Raw genomic sequence first — 15,259 nt, 5'->3', positions numbered from 1 at the left:
CTGCACCTCCCCTCGTCTCTTGCGAGCAGGCTTACTCTCTCCGGCTAGGGGTAGCCAGGGATCCTTGAAGGTCACGCGAACTCAATACCACTGCTGAGCGTAAAGGCGCTGCACCAAATAAAACACGAATAGGTTGACATCCACGCGCCGCTCGTCGATCATAAAAGACTCGATGGTGCTGGCCGGGGATCCCGCCGTGGTACAGCGAAAGAACTTGCGACCATTTAGGGATCCCTCAGCAAACAGCACGCTGAACTGCTTCTTGCCTCCTGCAAACGCCCCGATCAGCGTCTTGCCTTCTAGGCGCAGCTCCAGATCGTTGACCCCACGCTTTTGAAAAGCCGCAATGGCCGCCGGGATTACCTCTTCCGTGATCTGTTGCTCGAAGGGCTTTTCTTCCTTAGCGACTTTTTTCCCGGCAGCTTTGGGGGAATCCTCAGCAGCAGGCTTGGCAGCTTCAGCAGGTTTCTCGGTAGCAGCAACTTCGGGGGTGGGTTCTCCAGACATGGGGAAACGCTCCGACAATCAGATGGGTAAAAGCCTTAGATGCAGAACAATCAAAAACTCTGTCCAGAACCGGCAAAGAGCTAGCCCTTGGGGATGTATTGGCCGACAATTTCTTCAGCAGGGATCTGGGGAAAGCCCATGCTGAAGTTGGGGGCACGCCCCTGCAGGTTATAGGCGATCTCCCCTTGCTTGAGCAGGGAGCGGATGAAATGTTCCAGGTCAGACCCAATGCGGCGGATATTGTACTCGGTCAAGTCTCGCCCCCGGTATTCTTCCACCAACTCTTCGAAACGGGCATAGACCTTTTGCAGGGCAGCATCCGTCCAGACCAGCTCGTTGTCCGGATCCACATCGAGGGTAAACAGGTCGTCGCGGGGCACGAAGTTGTTGTCGGCAGTAACTTCACCGGCAAAAATGTGGACGTGGCGAGTGGTGCATTTCAGCATTGCGATGGCTCCGCTCCGGATCTAACCTGATAAACAGCGTATCACTACCTAGCGCTTGTGGGGGATCCGCTATTTGCCCTCGACTTGTTCCGGCCCTCTCTATGTCTGCTGTTAATGTCTGCTGTTATTCCCCAACTGGAACGCCTGCACATAGAGGTGACCAACGTTTGCAACTTTAAGTGCGAGTTTTGTCCAGATGGGATCATGCAACGGCGGCGGGGGCACATGGAGCCCGCTCTGCTGGAGCAGATTTTGGAGGAAGTAGCGGCAACAGGGCTGGCCCGCGTGATGGCTTTTCACCTGATGGGGGAGCCGCTGCTCTACCCATACCTTTTCGAGGGTATTCGCAGGGCCGCTGAGCTTGGCCTTCGCCTGCACCTGACCAGCAACGGCAGCACCTTTGCCCTCTGGCCGGAGCACATTGAAAAGCTGAACCGCAGCCCCTTTGCTAAGCTAACCATTTCCCTGCAAACTCCCGATCCAGTCACCTTCAGCATTCGCGGAGCACCTCCCCGCCTCACGCCGGAGCGCTACTTTGCTGGGATTACCCAATTTCTGCAGGTGCACTTGCGCTCCTCCAGCCCTACGCAGGTGCATCTCAAATTCCTGGATACTAGCCCCCACCCGTTTTTGGTGCCGCATAAGGCTCTTTCGGTGATCGATTCTGCACAGCAGATGCGCGCTCAGCTCTCGGCTTGGGCCAGACGAGCTTTGCAAGGGATCCCGGATGCACCGGCTCTCGATTGGGTAGAAGCCCAGATTGCTACTTACCGACCGGGCCGCTGGCAGCAGATCCGCATCCATCCCCGCTTGGTTTTGGAAACGTTTCCCCTGGACAGTTGGGGCAACGTGGAGACAGAACGGGTAATCCCAGCTCGCTGGGGATACTGCAATGGCGCTTCCGGTCAGGCGGGGATCCTCTACGACGGCACGGTGGTGCCCTGTTGCAAGGACTATGAAGGGCAAATCCCGCTGGGGCAAGTGACGCTGGGGGGATCCCTGGCCGAGATTTTGCGGGGCCAACCGGCCTGTGCGCTGCGGCGGGGGTTCAATCGTCTGCAGGTGAACCATCCCGTTTGCCAGCGCTGTATGGGTGGAGACACTTGCATCAAAGCCTTGGCCAGACAAGTGGGTTCCGTTGTCTACTTCAAGGTGTATCGGCCTTGGAAACAGAGGCTGGATCCCGGTTGGGGACAAGTGTAGACAGTTTCGGGAAAAGTCAACGCCCCACAGCAGCGGTTTCCCTGCCGTGGGCATAGCAACAACGTGACTTTCTTTCGTGATTTCTTCTAAGGGGCTCAAGCCTTGGGAGGGAGTTCCAAGGCCAGCGGCCCCAGCAAGCCCTTGCGGTAGTCGTTGAGAACTTGCCGTGCCGCCCGCTGGGGATCCCCTTGATACCGCCGCTCGGCCAACTCCTGCACTGCGGCACCACCGGGAGGGATCGGATCCGGCCAACCGTAGCGCTTTTGCAAGAGAGATCCGGCTTGGGGCTGCACCCTCAGCACTTGATCCAAAAAGTGGGCCGCCACCCGTTCGGGATCGTAGGCCGCTTCGCCGATGTCATCGCAGATGGCCAATAGAGAGGCCGCCTGTTGATCCGGCAGAGAGGGCGGTAGGATGCCCGGCGAGTCCAACAGATCCAACTCTCCCCCCAGCCGCACCCACCGCAGTTGCCGCGTCACCCCAGGACGTGCTGCGCTCTCAGCTGCCCGCCGCCCCAACAGTCGATTCAGCAAAGCAGATTTGCCCACATTGGGAAAGCCCACCACCACCGCCCGAACGGCCCGCGGTCGCATTCCCCGCTGTTGACGCCGCATATTGACCGATTGCCCCAGTTGCAAGACCGCCTGCTTGAGGCGATTCACCCCTTCTCCTGAGCGGCCATTGGTGGGATAGACAGGGATCCCTTGCCGTAAAAAATACTCCTGCCAAGCTTTCAGATCCCCAGCCTCAATGCAGTCCGCCCTGTTCAGAGCCAGGAGGCGAGGTTTTTCCCCCAACCACCGGCCCAGCTCAGGATGACGACTGGCCAACGGGATCCGCGCATCCAACACCTCGATGACTGCATCCACCCGCTGCAACTCTTCCCGCAACTGGCCAATTGCCTTGGCAATATGGCCAGGATACCACTGGATGGCCGGAGAACTCATGCCGCCAGAACCCTAGAAGTGGACAGCAGAAATCAACAGTGGGATCCAATCTAGCCCGATTCCCCAAAAGAGGCTCGACCTGCCGGCTGAAGTAGCCAATAATACAACGTGAGTGCCGCTGGGATCCCTTTCCTGGGCAACCTAATGTTTAACCAACGGGGGTGCGGGGGCAACAAGCCCCGCGCTCTACCCGCAGGGTTAGCGTCGGGATACATGGATCCCTGCATGCTATGAGGTAAAGACTCCATCCCGCTGACGCCAAGGGAAGCCCGCGCTCTGTCCGTAGGACGAGCGCCGGGAGGATGTCACGAATGCTAGGGTCTGTAACAGAGGGGAGCTTGCTCAAGATCGACAGGGATCCTTGGCCAGCCGAGCCAGAGCCTCCAAATCAGCACCCACCACGCGGTTGAGAATCCATTCGGGATGTTGCTGGGCACCCATGCGTCGATAGAACTCTATCGCCGGCTGATTCCAATCCAAAACCATCCACTCCAGCCGTCCATATCCTTTGGCCACCGCCTCCTGAGCCACCCGTGCCAAGAGCGCTTTGCCAATGCCTCTGCCTCGAAACTCCGGCAACACGAACAGATCCTCAAGGTAAATCCCTGGTCGGGTCAGGAACGTGGAAAAATTGCGGAAGTAGAGGGCAAATCCCACCGCTTGCCCCTCCACTTCTGCCAACAACGCCGAGGCCAAAGCCTCTGGGCCAAACAAATAGTGGCGCAACAGATCAGCGGATCCCGTTACCAGGTGGCTCAGCTTCTCGTACTCGGCCAAGGCGCAGATGAGGTCAAACAAAACGGGCACATCTAAGGCGGTGGCAGGACGGATTTCCATACTTTTGCCTGGCTTCACAACCAATTCCTTGAATTTCCTGAGATACCGGCACGAGAACAGACCACAGTTTATTCTTGTTGTGGACAGAACGCCCAGGCAGCATCTTTTGGACGCGCAGCGTGGTGGGGGCAGCGGCAGGGGCCCAGAGGACTCACCGCACAAGGCAGGTAGGGTGACCGAGAAAAGTAACGGCAGAAGAGATCCCAGGCCGAGTCAGAAAAGAGAGTTGGCATGGCCCGGCGCTCGTCCCCGATTGAGAGGCGGCGGGATCCCCTCTTTTCCAGCAGAGGGATCAACTGAGCCCAGAACCTTAGCCCCAACCACAAGCCAACTCCCACTCAGCGCTTGCACAATTGCCCTCCCCCGTCGGCCAACAGCGTTGTCTTCCAACCAGAATCAGCCTCGGCCAGCCTGCTTGCCCAGGACTAGCGTGGCAGCCCGTTTTGGAGCTGTCCTTCCCTGCCGGCAAGAACCCGAGAAAAACCGATTAGAGTGAAATATGGACTGACCCGCTGAGCCTTCCGATTCCATGACCACCTCCACCCTTGATGCTGCTGCCATCCTTGAGGCGTTGCGCCCTGTTCAAGATCCGGAGCTGCGCCGCAGCCTGGTGGAACTGAACATGATCCGGGATATTCGCGTCGAGCCTGGGCGAGTGGCCTTTACCCTGGTGCTGACCACGCCGGCCTGCCCTTTGCGGGAATTCATTGTGGAGGAGTGCAAAGCTGCCATCCGCCGGTTGACCCCCATCGAAGCCATTGATGTCACGGTAACGGCGGAAACCCCCCGTTCCCCTTCCCTGCCGGATCGCCAGTCCATCCCCGGTGTGCGCAACATCATCGCCATTTCCAGTGGCAAGGGGGGCGTGGGCAAAACCTCGGTGTCGGTGAATGTGGCGGTGGCGCTGGCCCAAAGCGGGGCCCGGGTGGGGCTACTGGATGCCGACATTTACGGCCCCAATGTGCCGCTGATGTTGGGCCTGCAGGATCGGTCTCTGGTTGTGCAAAAACGGGAGGACGGCGGCGAGGATATCTTCCCCCTGGAAAATTACGGCGTCAAGATGGTGTCGATGGGCCTTTTGGTGGGGCGGGATCAGCCGGTGATCTGGCGGGGGCCGATGTTGAACGGGGTGATCCGGCAATTCCTCTATCAGGTGCAGTGGGGAGAGTTGGACTACTTGATTGTAGATATGCCCCCCGGCACCGGCGATGCCCAATTGACCCTAGTGCAGGCAGTGCCGCTGGCAGGAGCTGTGATCGTCACCACGCCACAATCGGTGGCCCTGCTGGACAGTCGCAAGGGCTTGAACATGTTTCGGCAGTTGGGGGTGCCCATCCTGGGTATTGTGGAAAACATGAGCTACTTCATCCCGCCCGACCTGCCGGATCGCCAGTACGATATTTTCGGCTCAGAAGGGGGAGAGACCACGGCCCGCGAGCTTGGTGTCCCGCTGCTGGGGCGGATCCCGCTGGAAATCGCCCTGCGCCAAGGGGGAGATATGGGTACGCCTATTGTCATCGGCCAACCTGAGTCGGCTTCAGCCCGGGCCTTGAAGCAGATTGCCAAAACCTTGGCAGGCCGCGTTTCCATGTTGGCTTTGGGGGCAGGCTAGAAGCGCTCTGCTTCCACCAACGAGACCCCGAAGCTGCGTCCCCCCACCACAATCCCCTCTTGGGCCTTGCCGCGCACGGTCACTGTGCTGTTCATGGCCGGTAGGCCCTTGTCGGTGATGACCCAAAGGGAACCGCTGTTGTCTTGGAGCTCATACACACCCTGGCCGAACACCCCTATCTGGTTGACCACGCGACCGCGGACATACACATTGGTGTAGCGGGAGGGATTTTGTTCGATCTGGGCGATAGGAGTTGTGCCGATGCCCAGACGCGCCAGTGGCCCACACCCGGCTAGGGCCAGGCTCAAACACAGCAAGAACACCAGGGATCCCTTGGGGAAAGGTAGGCCGAGTCGCTGTTTCATGGGTTGCTTCCATTACGAGCACCTGCTCCCAAGATAGCAAGCCGGCAGGGAAATCCACGGCCAAGTTAGAACTTCTCGCCAATGCCGAAATGCAGTTGGCCTTGGCCGGCTCCGCCTTGCCCAACCGCGTAGTCGATGCGCAATGGCCCCAAGGGAGATTGGATGCGAATGCCGACCCCCAGCCCCAAACCACTGCCCGGCTTGTTGCGCACCAGGGCAGGATTGCCGGCCACCGCAGCTCCACTGCCCAAATCGGTGCCGTAGTCGGCAAAGACCACTGCCCCCACCGGGTCGAAAATGGGAAAGCGCAATTCGGCGGTTGCGGTGGCAAAGCTGCGACCGGAACCGATACCCCCCTCGAAAAAGCCCCGCACCGAGTTGCCGCCACCAATGGCAAAAGCATCGTAGGGAGCCAAGTCGCCGATGGTCGTGCCTGCTCGCACATCAAAGGCCAATACCTGCGGTCGCTCGCTGCGGGTTTCAAACAGGTTGACGGGAATGAACTGGCTGTAGCCGGCCTCGAGGCGGTTGGCATTCAAGCCATTTTGAAACAGACGTACCGACTGTTCTGTGGAGATGCGAAAGACCGAGCCCTGGCTGGGGCTGTTGGGGTTGTCGCGGGCGTCGTTGATGAGGCCGAGGCGCAGGGTGGTGTAGCTGTCTTGGCCGCTCTCGCTGAAGGTAATCGGGTTGCCCAGCACATCGAAGCGCTGCTGCTCCCCGTTGCTGTTGCGAGCTTCTACAAATTGGATGCGGGTGCCCAAGCTGGCCCGCCAATTGCCCCCAATCGGGCGAGAGAAAGTCACCCCGCCGCCAAGACGGTTGATGCGCACGGGATCCCCATTGGGCAGGGTCAATCCCTCATTAAAGACAAAGCTGGAGCTCTGCTGGTTGGAGATGTTGACGTTGTAGGAGGTGGGGATCTCCAGCGTGGCAATCCGCGGGTCGGTGAAGTTCAAATCGAAGAGGGTTTCGTTGGTGCCCACCTGCACGTTGAAGCTGGCACTTTGGTTGTTGCCGCCCAAGTTTTGTTCGGAGACGTTGAGGCCGGCGAAGACCCCTGTGGCGGAGCTAACGCCGATGGTGCCGCCCAAGGTACCGGTGCGACGTTCTTCCACGTTCACCACCACCACCACCTTGTCGGGATCCTGGCCGGGGTTGAGCCCCACATTCACATCTTGAAACAGGTTGAGATTAAAAACCGCCTGCAGGTCTTCCTGGATTTGGTTGCGGTTAAACACATCCCCCGGCTTGGACTTCAACTCGCGGGTGATGATGAAGTCACGGGTTTTGGTGTTGCCCTGAACGCGAATATCCTCGATCACCCCCTCGGCAATTTCCAGGACGATGGTGCCATCTTCGGAGGAGCGCACATCCGTAACCTTGGCCAGCACGTAACCCTTATCGGCGTACCACTGCTCGATCTCGGCCACAGCCAGTTGCAGCTCGCCGAAGTTGAGCACCCGCCCTTCCTGGTCGGCAAAGGCGGCCCGCAGCACTTCCGGATCCAGAACTTTCGCCCCTTCCGTGCGCACGGCTTTCAGGATTGGGTTGGGCTTGACCTCAAAGGTGACCCGCACCCCCAAAGGCGTATCGGAAGGCACTGCCCGCACATCGGCAAACAATCCGGTGGCAAACACGGCATTGATGTCTTCCCGCAACTGGGATCGGGTGGAAACCTCGCCGGCGCGGGTGCGGATGACGCTGTAAACCCGGTTGATCAGCTCCGGATCTTCAGTGCCCTCAACCACTACCTCCGCTACCAACACTTCTGGCTCGCCGGCAGTGGGGGGTGGGGTGGGGGAGGGCTGGGCGGGGGTGTCGCCACCGGTGCGCAGGTCGAGGGTGCCGGGCTGAGGAACCGATTGCGCCCAAGCCGGGGATCCCATCAGCAGAGCGCTACGGGACGCTTCAGCAAACGCAAAAGCGGTGCAGAGCACCATCCCGCGGGTGAGCGCTGAAGTTAGCCAAGGGCGAAGTTGCCTGGAACGATTCATGGGGATCCCTCGCACACCAAAAAGCAAGATTGCAGAGCCGGGCCAAGCTTGCGTTAAAACCCTCTGCCGCCCAGCAGCGGACAATTGCCCTGGATTATATCAATCCCCATCCACCCAGATCCGAGCGTGGCCGCGAACCGGATTGCGGACTTGGGCAGTCTGGAGTGCAAAAAGCAGTCTCCCCCGCTCAAGGCAGGCGCAGGGATCCCCTACAGCGCTGGCCGCAAGACCTCGGCTCGACTTCCTCGGCAGCTAGGTTGACTTGGGAGTTGAGGATGACGACGGTGATGGGAGCAGGAGTGGGAGGCAAAGAGCGGCTGCTCCTCCAGCCCCAACTGTCGGCGTACTGTTGTGGGGGAACGTTGGGCAGGATCAGGACGGTGTTTTGCAGGACGTTGCTTTGCAGGGTGGTGGCGTTGCCGTTCAGGATCGCCATCTGCTGGGTGTGGGAAGTCTGAGCCAGGACGGCTGGAGCAAACCCGAAGCCGAGCAGAGCTGCCACTCCGGGGAGGAGGAGTTGGGTGGACAACATCGAGGATTCTCCACAAGACGCCAGGATGCCGACACTTTAGCCTGCTTTGCCCTCCGCTGAGTTGCCGCAAAAAAAGCTACGTGATGGGGAGGGATCCCTGCTGGGGACGTACAGCCGCGCGGCCCAAACCCACAAAAAGGCCTGCAGAGAGTACTCTGTGCAGGCCCGTCTTGCTCGTCTGGATTGTCTTGATGGAGCTCGGAAGGAGAAACCGGCCCCCGCTCAGGAGCCGTAGGGGAAAATTAGCTCTCCGGCTCAAACACCTTCAGATCCACCACCTTCCCCCCTTGGAAAGTCCAGTGGGCAAAGGTGCCGGCCACCTCCCCATTCTCATCGAAGTTGATGGATCCAGAGGCGCCGGTGTAGAAGATGTCTTCCCCTTTGCCGATCAGCTCCACCGCCTTGGCCCACTCTCCGGGCAGGATCTCGGTGCCAGGGGGATTGGCCACTTCCCGCAAAGCATCCCGAACAGCAGTGCCATCGGTGCTGCCGGCTTTCTGAATGGCCAGAGCCAGGACAAAAGCGGCATCGTAGGCGGTGTCGATGTAGGGGGTGGGGGGCAGCTCCCCGTAGGCGGCTTTGTAGGCTTCGGCAAAGATTTGGTAAGCCTTGCTATCGGTGAGGGCCTGAGGCGAAACGCCGATGGATCCCTCTAGCTTTTCGGCTCCCACCTGGGCTGCCACATCGGGAGAGCGCATGCCATCGGTGAAGACAAAGCGGTCAAACAGCCCCTCTTCCAAAGCTTGCCGCAAAATGACCACACCGTTTTCGGGGTAGCCGATCAGCACCAATGCCTGGGGATCCCCTTCCTTCAGTTGGGTCAGCTCACTGCGATAGGAAGCCTTGCCGGGCTCGTAGGGAACCGACTTGGTGATGGTGCCGCCCCGCTTTTCAAAAGCCGTCTTAAAGCTGTCGGCCAGGCCCTGGCCATAGTCGTTATTGATGTAGATGATGGCCAGGCGCTCCAGCTTCTCTTCACGGGTGATCTGGGCCAAGGCCACCCCTTGGTAGGCGTCGGAAGGAACCGTGCGAAACAGAAAATCGTTGTCCTCCAGGGTGGTAATGGTAGGAGCGGTGGAAGCCGGGGAAATTTGCGGGATCCGATTGGGAACCGTGACCGTCGTGGCCACCGGAATGGTGATGCCGCTGCCCAAGGCGCCGATGATGCCGGCCACCTTCTCCACGGTGACCAACCGTTGAGCTGCGTCGATAGCCGGCTGAGCCGACGTCTGGTCATCCGCTTCGACCACTTGGGCAGGGGATCCCAAAATGCCACCGGCGGCGTTGATTTGGTCAATCGCCAGCTTGATCCCTTTGAGGCAGTTTTCCCCGAAGGCCTGCAGATCCCCGGTAAGAGACATCAAGGCCCCGATTTTGACCGGCCCCTGAGTGGCCTGCTGAGCCGTGCTGGGCAGCAGAGTGGTGGCAAGAGCAGCAGCCGTCAGGGCAGCCGCCGCCGCAAAGGCCCGTCGGGTGAGTTTGTTCATGCGAGACATAGCCGACAACCTCCTGTGAGGGAAGAGAAAGTAGAACTCAGATCCCAAAAGTCAAGCAAGTGTTGAGTCGTAGCAGTCAGACGTTGGCTCACCTCAAAGCGTTCCCCACTCCCTCAAGAAAAGATGGCTCCGGGAAACAGGCGGGCCAGACTCAGGATCTCGCCCGTTCCTTGGCTGCTGTAGGGCTGGCTGCGGCCTCCAAAGGCAGTTGCCCCTGTAGGAATCCAGGAAGGATAATGGGCAAACTCGGCCATTGGGCTCATTATATTTTGAGAAATACTGAACTCATCGGTCGGCGGGGTTTTCCCAAGGCAGCGGCGTGATTGTTATCGACGACATCTCCAAGCGGTTTGGCGGCATTAGCGCGGTGGATCACTGTTCCTTCCGCATCGAAACCGGTCGGATTACGGGCTTGATCGGCCCGAATGGGGCAGGGAAGACCACGCTCTTTAACATCATTGCCGGGTTTATTCGGCCCAGCAGCGGGCGCATCTGGCTAGATGGGGAAGACATCACCGGCCTGCCCCCTCACCATCTGTTCCGTCGAGGGCTGGTGCGCACCTTTCAGATCCCGCGGGAGTTTGGCCGCATGACCGTCTTGGAGAACTTGATGGTGGTTCCCCCCAACCAGATAGGGGAAAACCTATTCGCCACTTGGTTCAGTTGGCGGCAGGTGCAACGACAAGAACGCAACCTGCAAGCTCGGGCGGAAGAGGTTCTGGAACGGCTGAACCTGATCCATCTGCGGGATCAACTGGCCGTCACCCTTTCCGGGGGGCAAAAAAAACTCTTGGAACTGGGACGTACCTTGATGACCGATGCACGGGTGATCCTGCTGGACGAGCCGGGGGCCGGCGTCAACCGCACTCTGCTGGCGGATTTGATGCGTTTTATCGAGTATCTCAACCGCGAGCGCGGCTGCACCTTCTGCATCATCGAGCACGATCTGGATCTGGTGACCCGTCTCTGCGACCATGTGGTGGTCATGGCTGCCGGCAAGGTTCTCACCCAGGGATCCATGGAGGAGATCAAACAAAACCCAGCCGTGCGGGAGGCCTATTTGGGATCTGTGGCACTGGCCGACTCCCTAAACCCACCCCAACCCTCCCCTCTGCCTTCGGAGGGATCCCTCTCATGACCCCTTTGCTGGACATCCAAGATCTCTACAGCGGCTACCGGGGAGTGGACATCCTCAAAGGGATCCACCTGAAGGTGAACCCCGGGCAAATTGTGGTGATCATCGGCCCCAATGGAGCCGGCAAATCGACAGTGCTGAAATCCTTATTTGGCTTGGCCACCATCCGCTCAGGCCGAGTGCTGTTTCAGGGATCCGACATCACCCACCTGCCCGCTGAGCAACTGGTGCGACGGGGAATCGGCTTTGTGCCCCAGACCAACAATGTCTTCCCTTCCCTCACCGTGCAAGAGAACCTGGAGATGGGGGCCTTCATCCGACGCGACAACCCTGCCGCCCAACTGGAGCGGGTTTATGAGCTGTTTCCACCCCTGAAAGAGAAACGACGCCAAGCGGCGGGATCCCTATCGGGTGGACAACGGCAGATGCTGGCCATGGGGCGAGCGTTGATGGTGGAGCCGCAGTTGCTGTTGCTGGATGAGCCGACCGCTGGCCTGTCGCCGCTGTATATAGAACAGACCTTCGCCCTCCTGCGAGAGATCAACCGTCTTGGCATCAGCATCCTCATGGTGGAGCAAAATGCCAAGCAGGCCCTGAAGATGGCGGACTGGGGCTATGTCTTGTCCACGGGAGAAAACCGCTTTGAGGATACTGGCCCCAACTTGTTGAACAATCCTGAGGTGCTGGAGCTGTTCTTGGGCGGGTGAGGCCCTCACCCCCCTCCCCTCACTCAAAACAATCAAAACAAAAGGAGAGGAGGGTCAAGCGGGGCTGGCCATTTGCTGCTTGCGCAGTTGAGCTGCTTGGTTGAGGAGAGCCTCCACAAACGTCATCGCTTCTTGGGCGGAGTGGCCGGCAGTGAGTTGGGCCAGTTCTTCGCGGCGTTCTCGTTCTCCCAAAAGCTCCACCCGCACAGAAGTTCGCTTTTGGTGCACCACCTTGTGAACCCGCAGGTGGTGATCCGCCAGGGCAGCGATCAGGGGTTGGTGGGTGACGCAGAGGATCTGGTGATCTCGGGCGATGCTGTGCAGCTTGGTGGCGATGGCTTGTGCCACTTTGCCGGACACGCCGGTATCGATCTCGTCGAAAACCATGGTGGCCACCGGATCGATGCGGCTGAATACGGCTTTCAAGGCCAGCAGAAAACGGCTCATCTCGCCGCCCGAGGCAATGCTGGCCAAAGGTTGAAGAGGCTCACCCGGGTTGGGGCTGATCCAAAAGCTCACCTGATCCACCCCCTCTGCTGTCGGGGGGCCGGGTTGGATCTGCACCTGGAATTGCACTGCGCTCATCCCCAGCGGGCTGAGCTCTTCTATGAGGGCCTTTTCCAGTTGACGGGCCGCTTGTTGCCGCAGTTGAGAGAGCACCTGGCAATGGCGCTCCAGGTCTTGGGCAGCTTTGTCCAGCCGCACCTGCAATTCCTCTAGGTCGGTGTTGTCTCCTCGCAGTTGGGCCAACTCCGTCTGCACCCGCTCCGCATGGGCCATCACCTCGGCCAAGGTCGGGCCGTATTTGCGGCAGGCTTGTCTGAGTTGCGCCAAGCGCCGTTCAATTTTGTTCAACCGACCGGGATCCGCCTCCAGCGTCTCGCCGTAGCGAACCAGCTCCCGCCCCACCTCCTCCACCTGAATGAGAGCGCTGCTGACCATTTCCGCCAGAGGGGCTAGGTCGGGATCCCGCTGGGTCATGGTCTGGAGCAACCGTTCTACCTGGCCCAACAGATCGGCGATGGCCGGTGAGCCGCTGTCGTTTTGATAGAGCAATTGGTGAGCTGCGTAGCTTTGCTGTTGCAGTTCCACGCGGTGGGCCAGGCGCTCCCGTTCCCGCTCCAGCTTGGCCATTTCGTCGGGATCCTCCAGGCGCAGGGCGGCCAGCTCTTGCGCTTGAAACTCCAGCAGGTCTAGCCGTTGCAGGCGCAGTTGTTGGCTTTGCCGGCGGGATTCCACCTCTGTTTTCAGATGGTTCCAGGTTTGGTAAAGGGCAGCCACCTCTGCCCGTGTTCGCAACAACTCTTCGCCGCCAAAGTCATCCAGCCAACGGCGCTGGGTTTGGGGAGATTGGATTTGAACGGTTTGCCCCTGGGCAGTGATCTCTACCAATTTGGCCCGCAGGTTGAGCATCTGGGCTTTGTTCACCAGCACCCCATTCACCCGCAGGCGGCTGGTGAGCTTGCCGTTGCGCAACACCAGCTCGCGACTACAAACCAGGCCCTCCTCTAGGGGGTCGATGTGCTCTTGTTCTAGCCAGGCTTGCAGTTCAGGATTAGGACTGAAGATCGCTTCCACCAGACCTCGTTCGCTGCCAGTTCGCAGAGCCCGAGCTGTACCTCCTAGAGCTGCATCCAGCGCATCGAGGATGATGGATTTGCCGGCCCCGGTTTCTCCGGTGAGCACGTTCAGCCCCGCTCGAAAAGGGATCTCCAATTGCTCGATCAGGGCAAAGTTCTCGATCCGCAGCAGGCGCAACATAGGGATCCCGTGGGCTCAGCGTGCCGTTGGCAGTTTTCAGGATAGGGCTTGCAGGGGTCGCTCTGTCCCACGTTAGCGTACTCACCATCCCTCGGCGGACGGGTACAGCGGCCAGCGGGGAGTCTGTTATTGCAGGGGTGGGGAGCACCACCTGTTCTGGTTTGGGGATCGGAAATTGGCAGCCCGGCTCAGCCCACCAGGGGGTAGCGCTCCATCAGGTAGCAGAGGCAGTCTTGGCGGATGATGCGGCTGTTGAGGGTGAGCATGCCCGGCATGATGGGCACGCTGGTGCGAATTTCTCCATTGCAGGCATAGAAAAAGCGATCCGCCACATTTTGGCCCTGCTCATCTTGCACCTCCAGGTGGAAGCCGTTGTTCGTCCAGCCAATAGGGGTGTGGGGGGGAAGCTCCCGAAAATTGAGGAGATCCAAATCCGGCGGGAAGCGGATGTGAGAGGGGGATCCCTCTTGGTTGCCATCCTCTTCCCCAAAGCTGAAGCTCACCTGATCCGGGATTTTGACAATGGCGACGCTGTGGAACAGGTCGATATCTTGGCGGAAGACAGGGCGCTGCGGGATCGCCGACAGGTGAAGGCAGGCTTCCAAGAATTCGTAGGCATGCTGGGTGCCATAGGGCTGATCCGGCTTGCCGCATTCCAGGGTCACCGCCGGGCAGAAGCGCCCGAAGGCCATGCTCTGTACCCCTTCTGGCTTGGTGAAATAGAGAACGGTGCGCCCAAACAGGGTGGCCAGGTGCAGGGTAGGGGCATCCAGGTGATTGACACAAGCGTAGTGGGGGTTGGTGCCCGTGTTGTTGTGGATATCGACGCTGGCAAAAACGCCCCGCCGCTGCATTTGCTGCAGGACGGCCTGGGCCATGGCGTGCTCGGGGGTGGAGCCGGGGCCCCAAATGCGGTTGTAGTCCGGTTGGCCATCCAGCCGCCGTTGTCCTTGACGGGCTGCCTGAACATTGCCGATGAAGAGGGAAAGGGAGCGGGGCAATTCCCGTTCGCGGCAGCGGTGCAGAGGACTGTAGCGGCGGAGGAGCTGCCGCACCGCCTGCCAACCGGTGGTTTCGTTGCCGTGCAGCAGCACGGAGACAAACAGGGCCGGATCCCGTCGTCCCGGCAGATGGATGAGGGTTGGCCCACCCAATCGGTCGTAAAGCTGATGGGCCTCTAGATCCAGCAGTTGATCCGGTAGATGATCGAGAACGGTGAGCATACTGTTTGGGCTAAGAGGCTCGACTCAAACTTCTGGCTTCTGGCCTCTCTCCCTGGGGTAGGAGGGAGCAGAAGTCCAACGAAGTCCTTGGTCGCGAATGAACCGTTTCGCTGCGGTAGCTCGGGTCGCAACAAGGCCATCTGAGAGAGAGTTTGCCCACTCGAGATGCGGGCCAGGGATCCGCCCTGCCGCCGCGGTGGCCCACCGCTGGTGCAACTGGCTGTGGGGAGAGCATGACTCTAGTCAATAATGAAAATAATGTATAATATGTTCAGTACGGATTACTACCAGTTGATCTTTCTGTTTACTTTCGAGTCTGCCAACATGGTAGCCAAAGCAAAGCAGAAAATTGGTAGTAAGACGACACGGAAACTGCGCTTTGGGTATTCTACTCAAAGCTTTGCGGGATACCGCCATTCTGTTTGGAAACAAACAGAATGCTATCGCTGCATAGTTGAACAGTGATGTTCAGCAGTGTTCAGCGTAAATGT

The 15,259-nt window shown here is 59.4% G+C and carries 15 protein-coding genes; 4 read left to right on the top strand and 11 right to left on the bottom strand.

Annotated elements, in window-relative coordinates; all coding sequences use genetic code 11:
* Positions 1-81 precede the first annotated feature (81 nt).
* Positions 82-507: a DUF2996 domain-containing protein gene (locus tag ACVWY8_RS06490; RefSeq protein WP_414408205.1), complete on the bottom strand. Its 426-nt coding sequence runs from the start codon at positions 505-507 to the stop codon at positions 82-84.
* Positions 508-587: 80 nt separating this feature from the next.
* Positions 588-953: an NAD(P)H-quinone oxidoreductase subunit M gene (locus ACVWY8_RS06485; protein ID WP_011432289.1), complete on the bottom strand. Its 366-nt coding sequence runs from the start codon at positions 951-953 to the stop codon at positions 588-590.
* Between the two features lie 114 nt (positions 954-1,067).
* On the opposite strand from ACVWY8_RS06485, the gene ACVWY8_RS06480 reads away from it, so the two are divergent.
* The gene (locus ACVWY8_RS06480) at positions 1,068-2,156 is read left to right on the top strand and encodes a radical SAM/SPASM domain-containing protein (RefSeq protein ID WP_414374724.1); all 1,089 of its coding nucleotides are present in this window, start codon (positions 1,068-1,070) and stop codon (positions 2,154-2,156) included.
* Positions 2,157-2,251: 95 nt separating this feature from the next.
* On the opposite strand, the gene ylqF is transcribed toward ACVWY8_RS06480, so the two are convergent.
* The 3 genes from ylqF to ACVWY8_RS06465 form a co-directional block, all read right to left on the bottom strand.
* A complete protein-coding gene (gene ylqF, locus ACVWY8_RS06475) occupies positions 2,252-3,103 on the bottom strand; it encodes a ribosome biogenesis GTPase YlqF (RefSeq protein WP_414343260.1) in 852 nt (283 codons plus the stop codon).
* 342 nt (positions 3,104-3,445) lie between these two features.
* Positions 3,446-3,940 carry a GNAT family N-acetyltransferase gene (locus ACVWY8_RS06470; RefSeq protein WP_041436262.1) on the bottom strand — a complete coding sequence of 165 codons (495 nt, stop codon included), beginning with the start codon at positions 3,938-3,940 and terminating at the stop codon, positions 3,446-3,448.
* Between the two features lie 68 nt (positions 3,941-4,008).
* Positions 4,009-4,173, bottom strand: a complete 165-nt coding sequence (locus ACVWY8_RS06465; protein ID WP_414330238.1) for a DUF6464 family protein — start codon at positions 4,171-4,173, stop codon at positions 4,009-4,011.
* A 296-nt stretch (positions 4,174-4,469) separates the two neighbouring features.
* On the opposite strand from ACVWY8_RS06465, the gene ACVWY8_RS06460 reads away from it, so the two are divergent.
* Positions 4,470-5,552, top strand: coding sequence for an Mrp/NBP35 family ATP-binding protein (locus tag ACVWY8_RS06460; RefSeq protein WP_457393753.1), 1,083 nt, complete (start codon positions 4,470-4,472; stop codon positions 5,550-5,552).
* On the opposite strand, the gene ACVWY8_RS06455 is transcribed toward ACVWY8_RS06460, so the two are convergent.
* The 4 genes from ACVWY8_RS06455 to ACVWY8_RS06440 all read right to left on the bottom strand — a co-directional run bounded on the left by ACVWY8_RS06455 (position 5,549) and on the right by ACVWY8_RS06440 (position 9,942).
* Positions 5,549-5,917 carry a hypothetical protein gene (locus ACVWY8_RS06455; RefSeq protein ID WP_457393755.1) on the bottom strand — a complete coding sequence of 123 codons (369 nt, stop codon included), beginning with the start codon at positions 5,915-5,917 and terminating at the stop codon, positions 5,549-5,551. The two genes, ACVWY8_RS06460 and ACVWY8_RS06455, sit on opposite strands and share 4 nt — an antisense overlap.
* 65 nt (positions 5,918-5,982) lie before the next feature.
* Entirely contained in the window at positions 5,983-7,914 is a 1,932-nt protein-coding gene (locus ACVWY8_RS06450) for a BamA/TamA family outer membrane protein (protein ID WP_457393757.1), read from the bottom strand.
* A gap of 187 nt (positions 7,915-8,101) precedes the next feature.
* The gene (locus ACVWY8_RS06445; RefSeq protein WP_011432412.1) at positions 8,102-8,446 is read right to left on the bottom strand and encodes a hypothetical protein; all 345 of its coding nucleotides are present in this window, start codon (positions 8,444-8,446) and stop codon (positions 8,102-8,104) included.
* Positions 8,447-8,688: 242 nt separating this feature from the next.
* Positions 8,689-9,942 (bottom strand): ABC transporter substrate-binding protein, encoded by a 1,254-nt coding sequence (locus ACVWY8_RS06440; protein WP_414342885.1) that lies wholly within the window; start codon positions 9,940-9,942, stop codon positions 8,689-8,691.
* Positions 9,943-10,261: 319 nt separating this feature from the next.
* Here ACVWY8_RS06440 and ACVWY8_RS06435 point away from each other — a divergent pair, with 319 nt between their 5' ends.
* Together ACVWY8_RS06435 and ACVWY8_RS06430 are read left to right on the top strand one after the other, a co-directional pair.
* On the top strand, positions 10,262-11,080 hold the full coding sequence (locus ACVWY8_RS06435; RefSeq protein WP_414342883.1) for an ABC transporter ATP-binding protein: 819 nt from the start codon (positions 10,262-10,264) through the stop codon (positions 11,078-11,080).
* On the top strand, positions 11,077-11,784 hold the full coding sequence (locus ACVWY8_RS06430; RefSeq protein WP_414399912.1) for an ABC transporter ATP-binding protein: 708 nt from the start codon (positions 11,077-11,079) through the stop codon (positions 11,782-11,784). Before ACVWY8_RS06435 ends, ACVWY8_RS06430 begins: the two co-directional genes overlap by 4 nt.
* A gap of 54 nt (positions 11,785-11,838) precedes the next feature.
* On the opposite strand, the gene recN is transcribed toward ACVWY8_RS06430, so the two are convergent.
* Both recN and ACVWY8_RS06420 read right to left on the bottom strand, forming a co-directional pair.
* Positions 11,839-13,545, bottom strand: a complete 1,707-nt coding sequence (gene recN, locus ACVWY8_RS06425; protein WP_457393759.1) for a DNA repair protein RecN — start codon at positions 13,543-13,545, stop codon at positions 11,839-11,841.
* Between the two features lie 188 nt (positions 13,546-13,733).
* Complete coding sequence (locus ACVWY8_RS06420) at positions 13,734-14,768, bottom strand: M14 family metallopeptidase (protein ID WP_457393761.1); 1,035 nt, start codon at positions 14,766-14,768, stop codon at positions 13,734-13,736.
* Positions 14,769-15,259: the final 491 nt, after the last annotated feature.

It is taken from the genome of Thermostichus sp. OS-CIW-32, assembly GCF_054060415.1.
This window is presented reverse-complemented; position numbering and strand designations above follow the sequence as displayed.

Excerpts from the sequence above, each read along its gene's own strand:
- ylqF (WP_414343260.1), bottom strand. The coding sequence starts at position 3,103 with ATGAGTTCTCCGGCCATCCAGTGGTATCCTGGCCATATTGCCAAGGCA.
- ACVWY8_RS06480 (WP_414374724.1), top strand. The coding sequence starts at position 1,068 with ATGTCTGCTGTTATTCCCCAACTGGAACGCCTGCACATAGAGGTGACC.
- ACVWY8_RS06485 (WP_011432289.1), bottom strand. The coding sequence starts at position 953 with ATGCTGAAATGCACCACTCGCCACGTCCACATTTTTGCCGGTGAAGTT.
- ACVWY8_RS06470 (WP_041436262.1), bottom strand. The coding sequence starts at position 3,940 with ATGGAAATCCGTCCTGCCACCGCCTTAGATGTGCCCGTTTTGTTTGAC.
- ACVWY8_RS06445 (WP_011432412.1), bottom strand. The coding sequence starts at position 8,446 with ATGTTGTCCACCCAACTCCTCCTCCCCGGAGTGGCAGCTCTGCTCGGC.
- recN (WP_457393759.1), bottom strand. The coding sequence starts at position 13,545 with ATGTTGCGCCTGCTGCGGATCGAGAACTTTGCCCTGATCGAGCAATTG.
- ACVWY8_RS06460 (WP_457393753.1), top strand. The coding sequence starts at position 4,470 with ATGACCACCTCCACCCTTGATGCTGCTGCCATCCTTGAGGCGTTGCGC.
- ACVWY8_RS06450 (WP_457393757.1), bottom strand. The coding sequence starts at position 7,914 with ATGAATCGTTCCAGGCAACTTCGCCCTTGGCTAACTTCAGCGCTCACC.
- ACVWY8_RS06490 (WP_414408205.1), bottom strand. The coding sequence starts at position 507 with ATGTCTGGAGAACCCACCCCCGAAGTTGCTGCTACCGAGAAACCTGCT.
- ACVWY8_RS06455 (WP_457393755.1), bottom strand. The coding sequence starts at position 5,917 with ATGAAACAGCGACTCGGCCTACCTTTCCCCAAGGGATCCCTGGTGTTC.
- ACVWY8_RS06430 (WP_414399912.1), top strand. The coding sequence starts at position 11,077 with ATGACCCCTTTGCTGGACATCCAAGATCTCTACAGCGGCTACCGGGGA.
- ACVWY8_RS06440 (WP_414342885.1), bottom strand. The coding sequence starts at position 9,942 with ATGTCTCGCATGAACAAACTCACCCGACGGGCCTTTGCGGCGGCGGCT.
- ACVWY8_RS06465 (WP_414330238.1), bottom strand. The coding sequence starts at position 4,173 with ATGCCAACTCTCTTTTCTGACTCGGCCTGGGATCTCTTCTGCCGTTAC.
- ACVWY8_RS06420 (WP_457393761.1), bottom strand. The coding sequence starts at position 14,768 with ATGCTCACCGTTCTCGATCATCTACCGGATCAACTGCTGGATCTAGAG.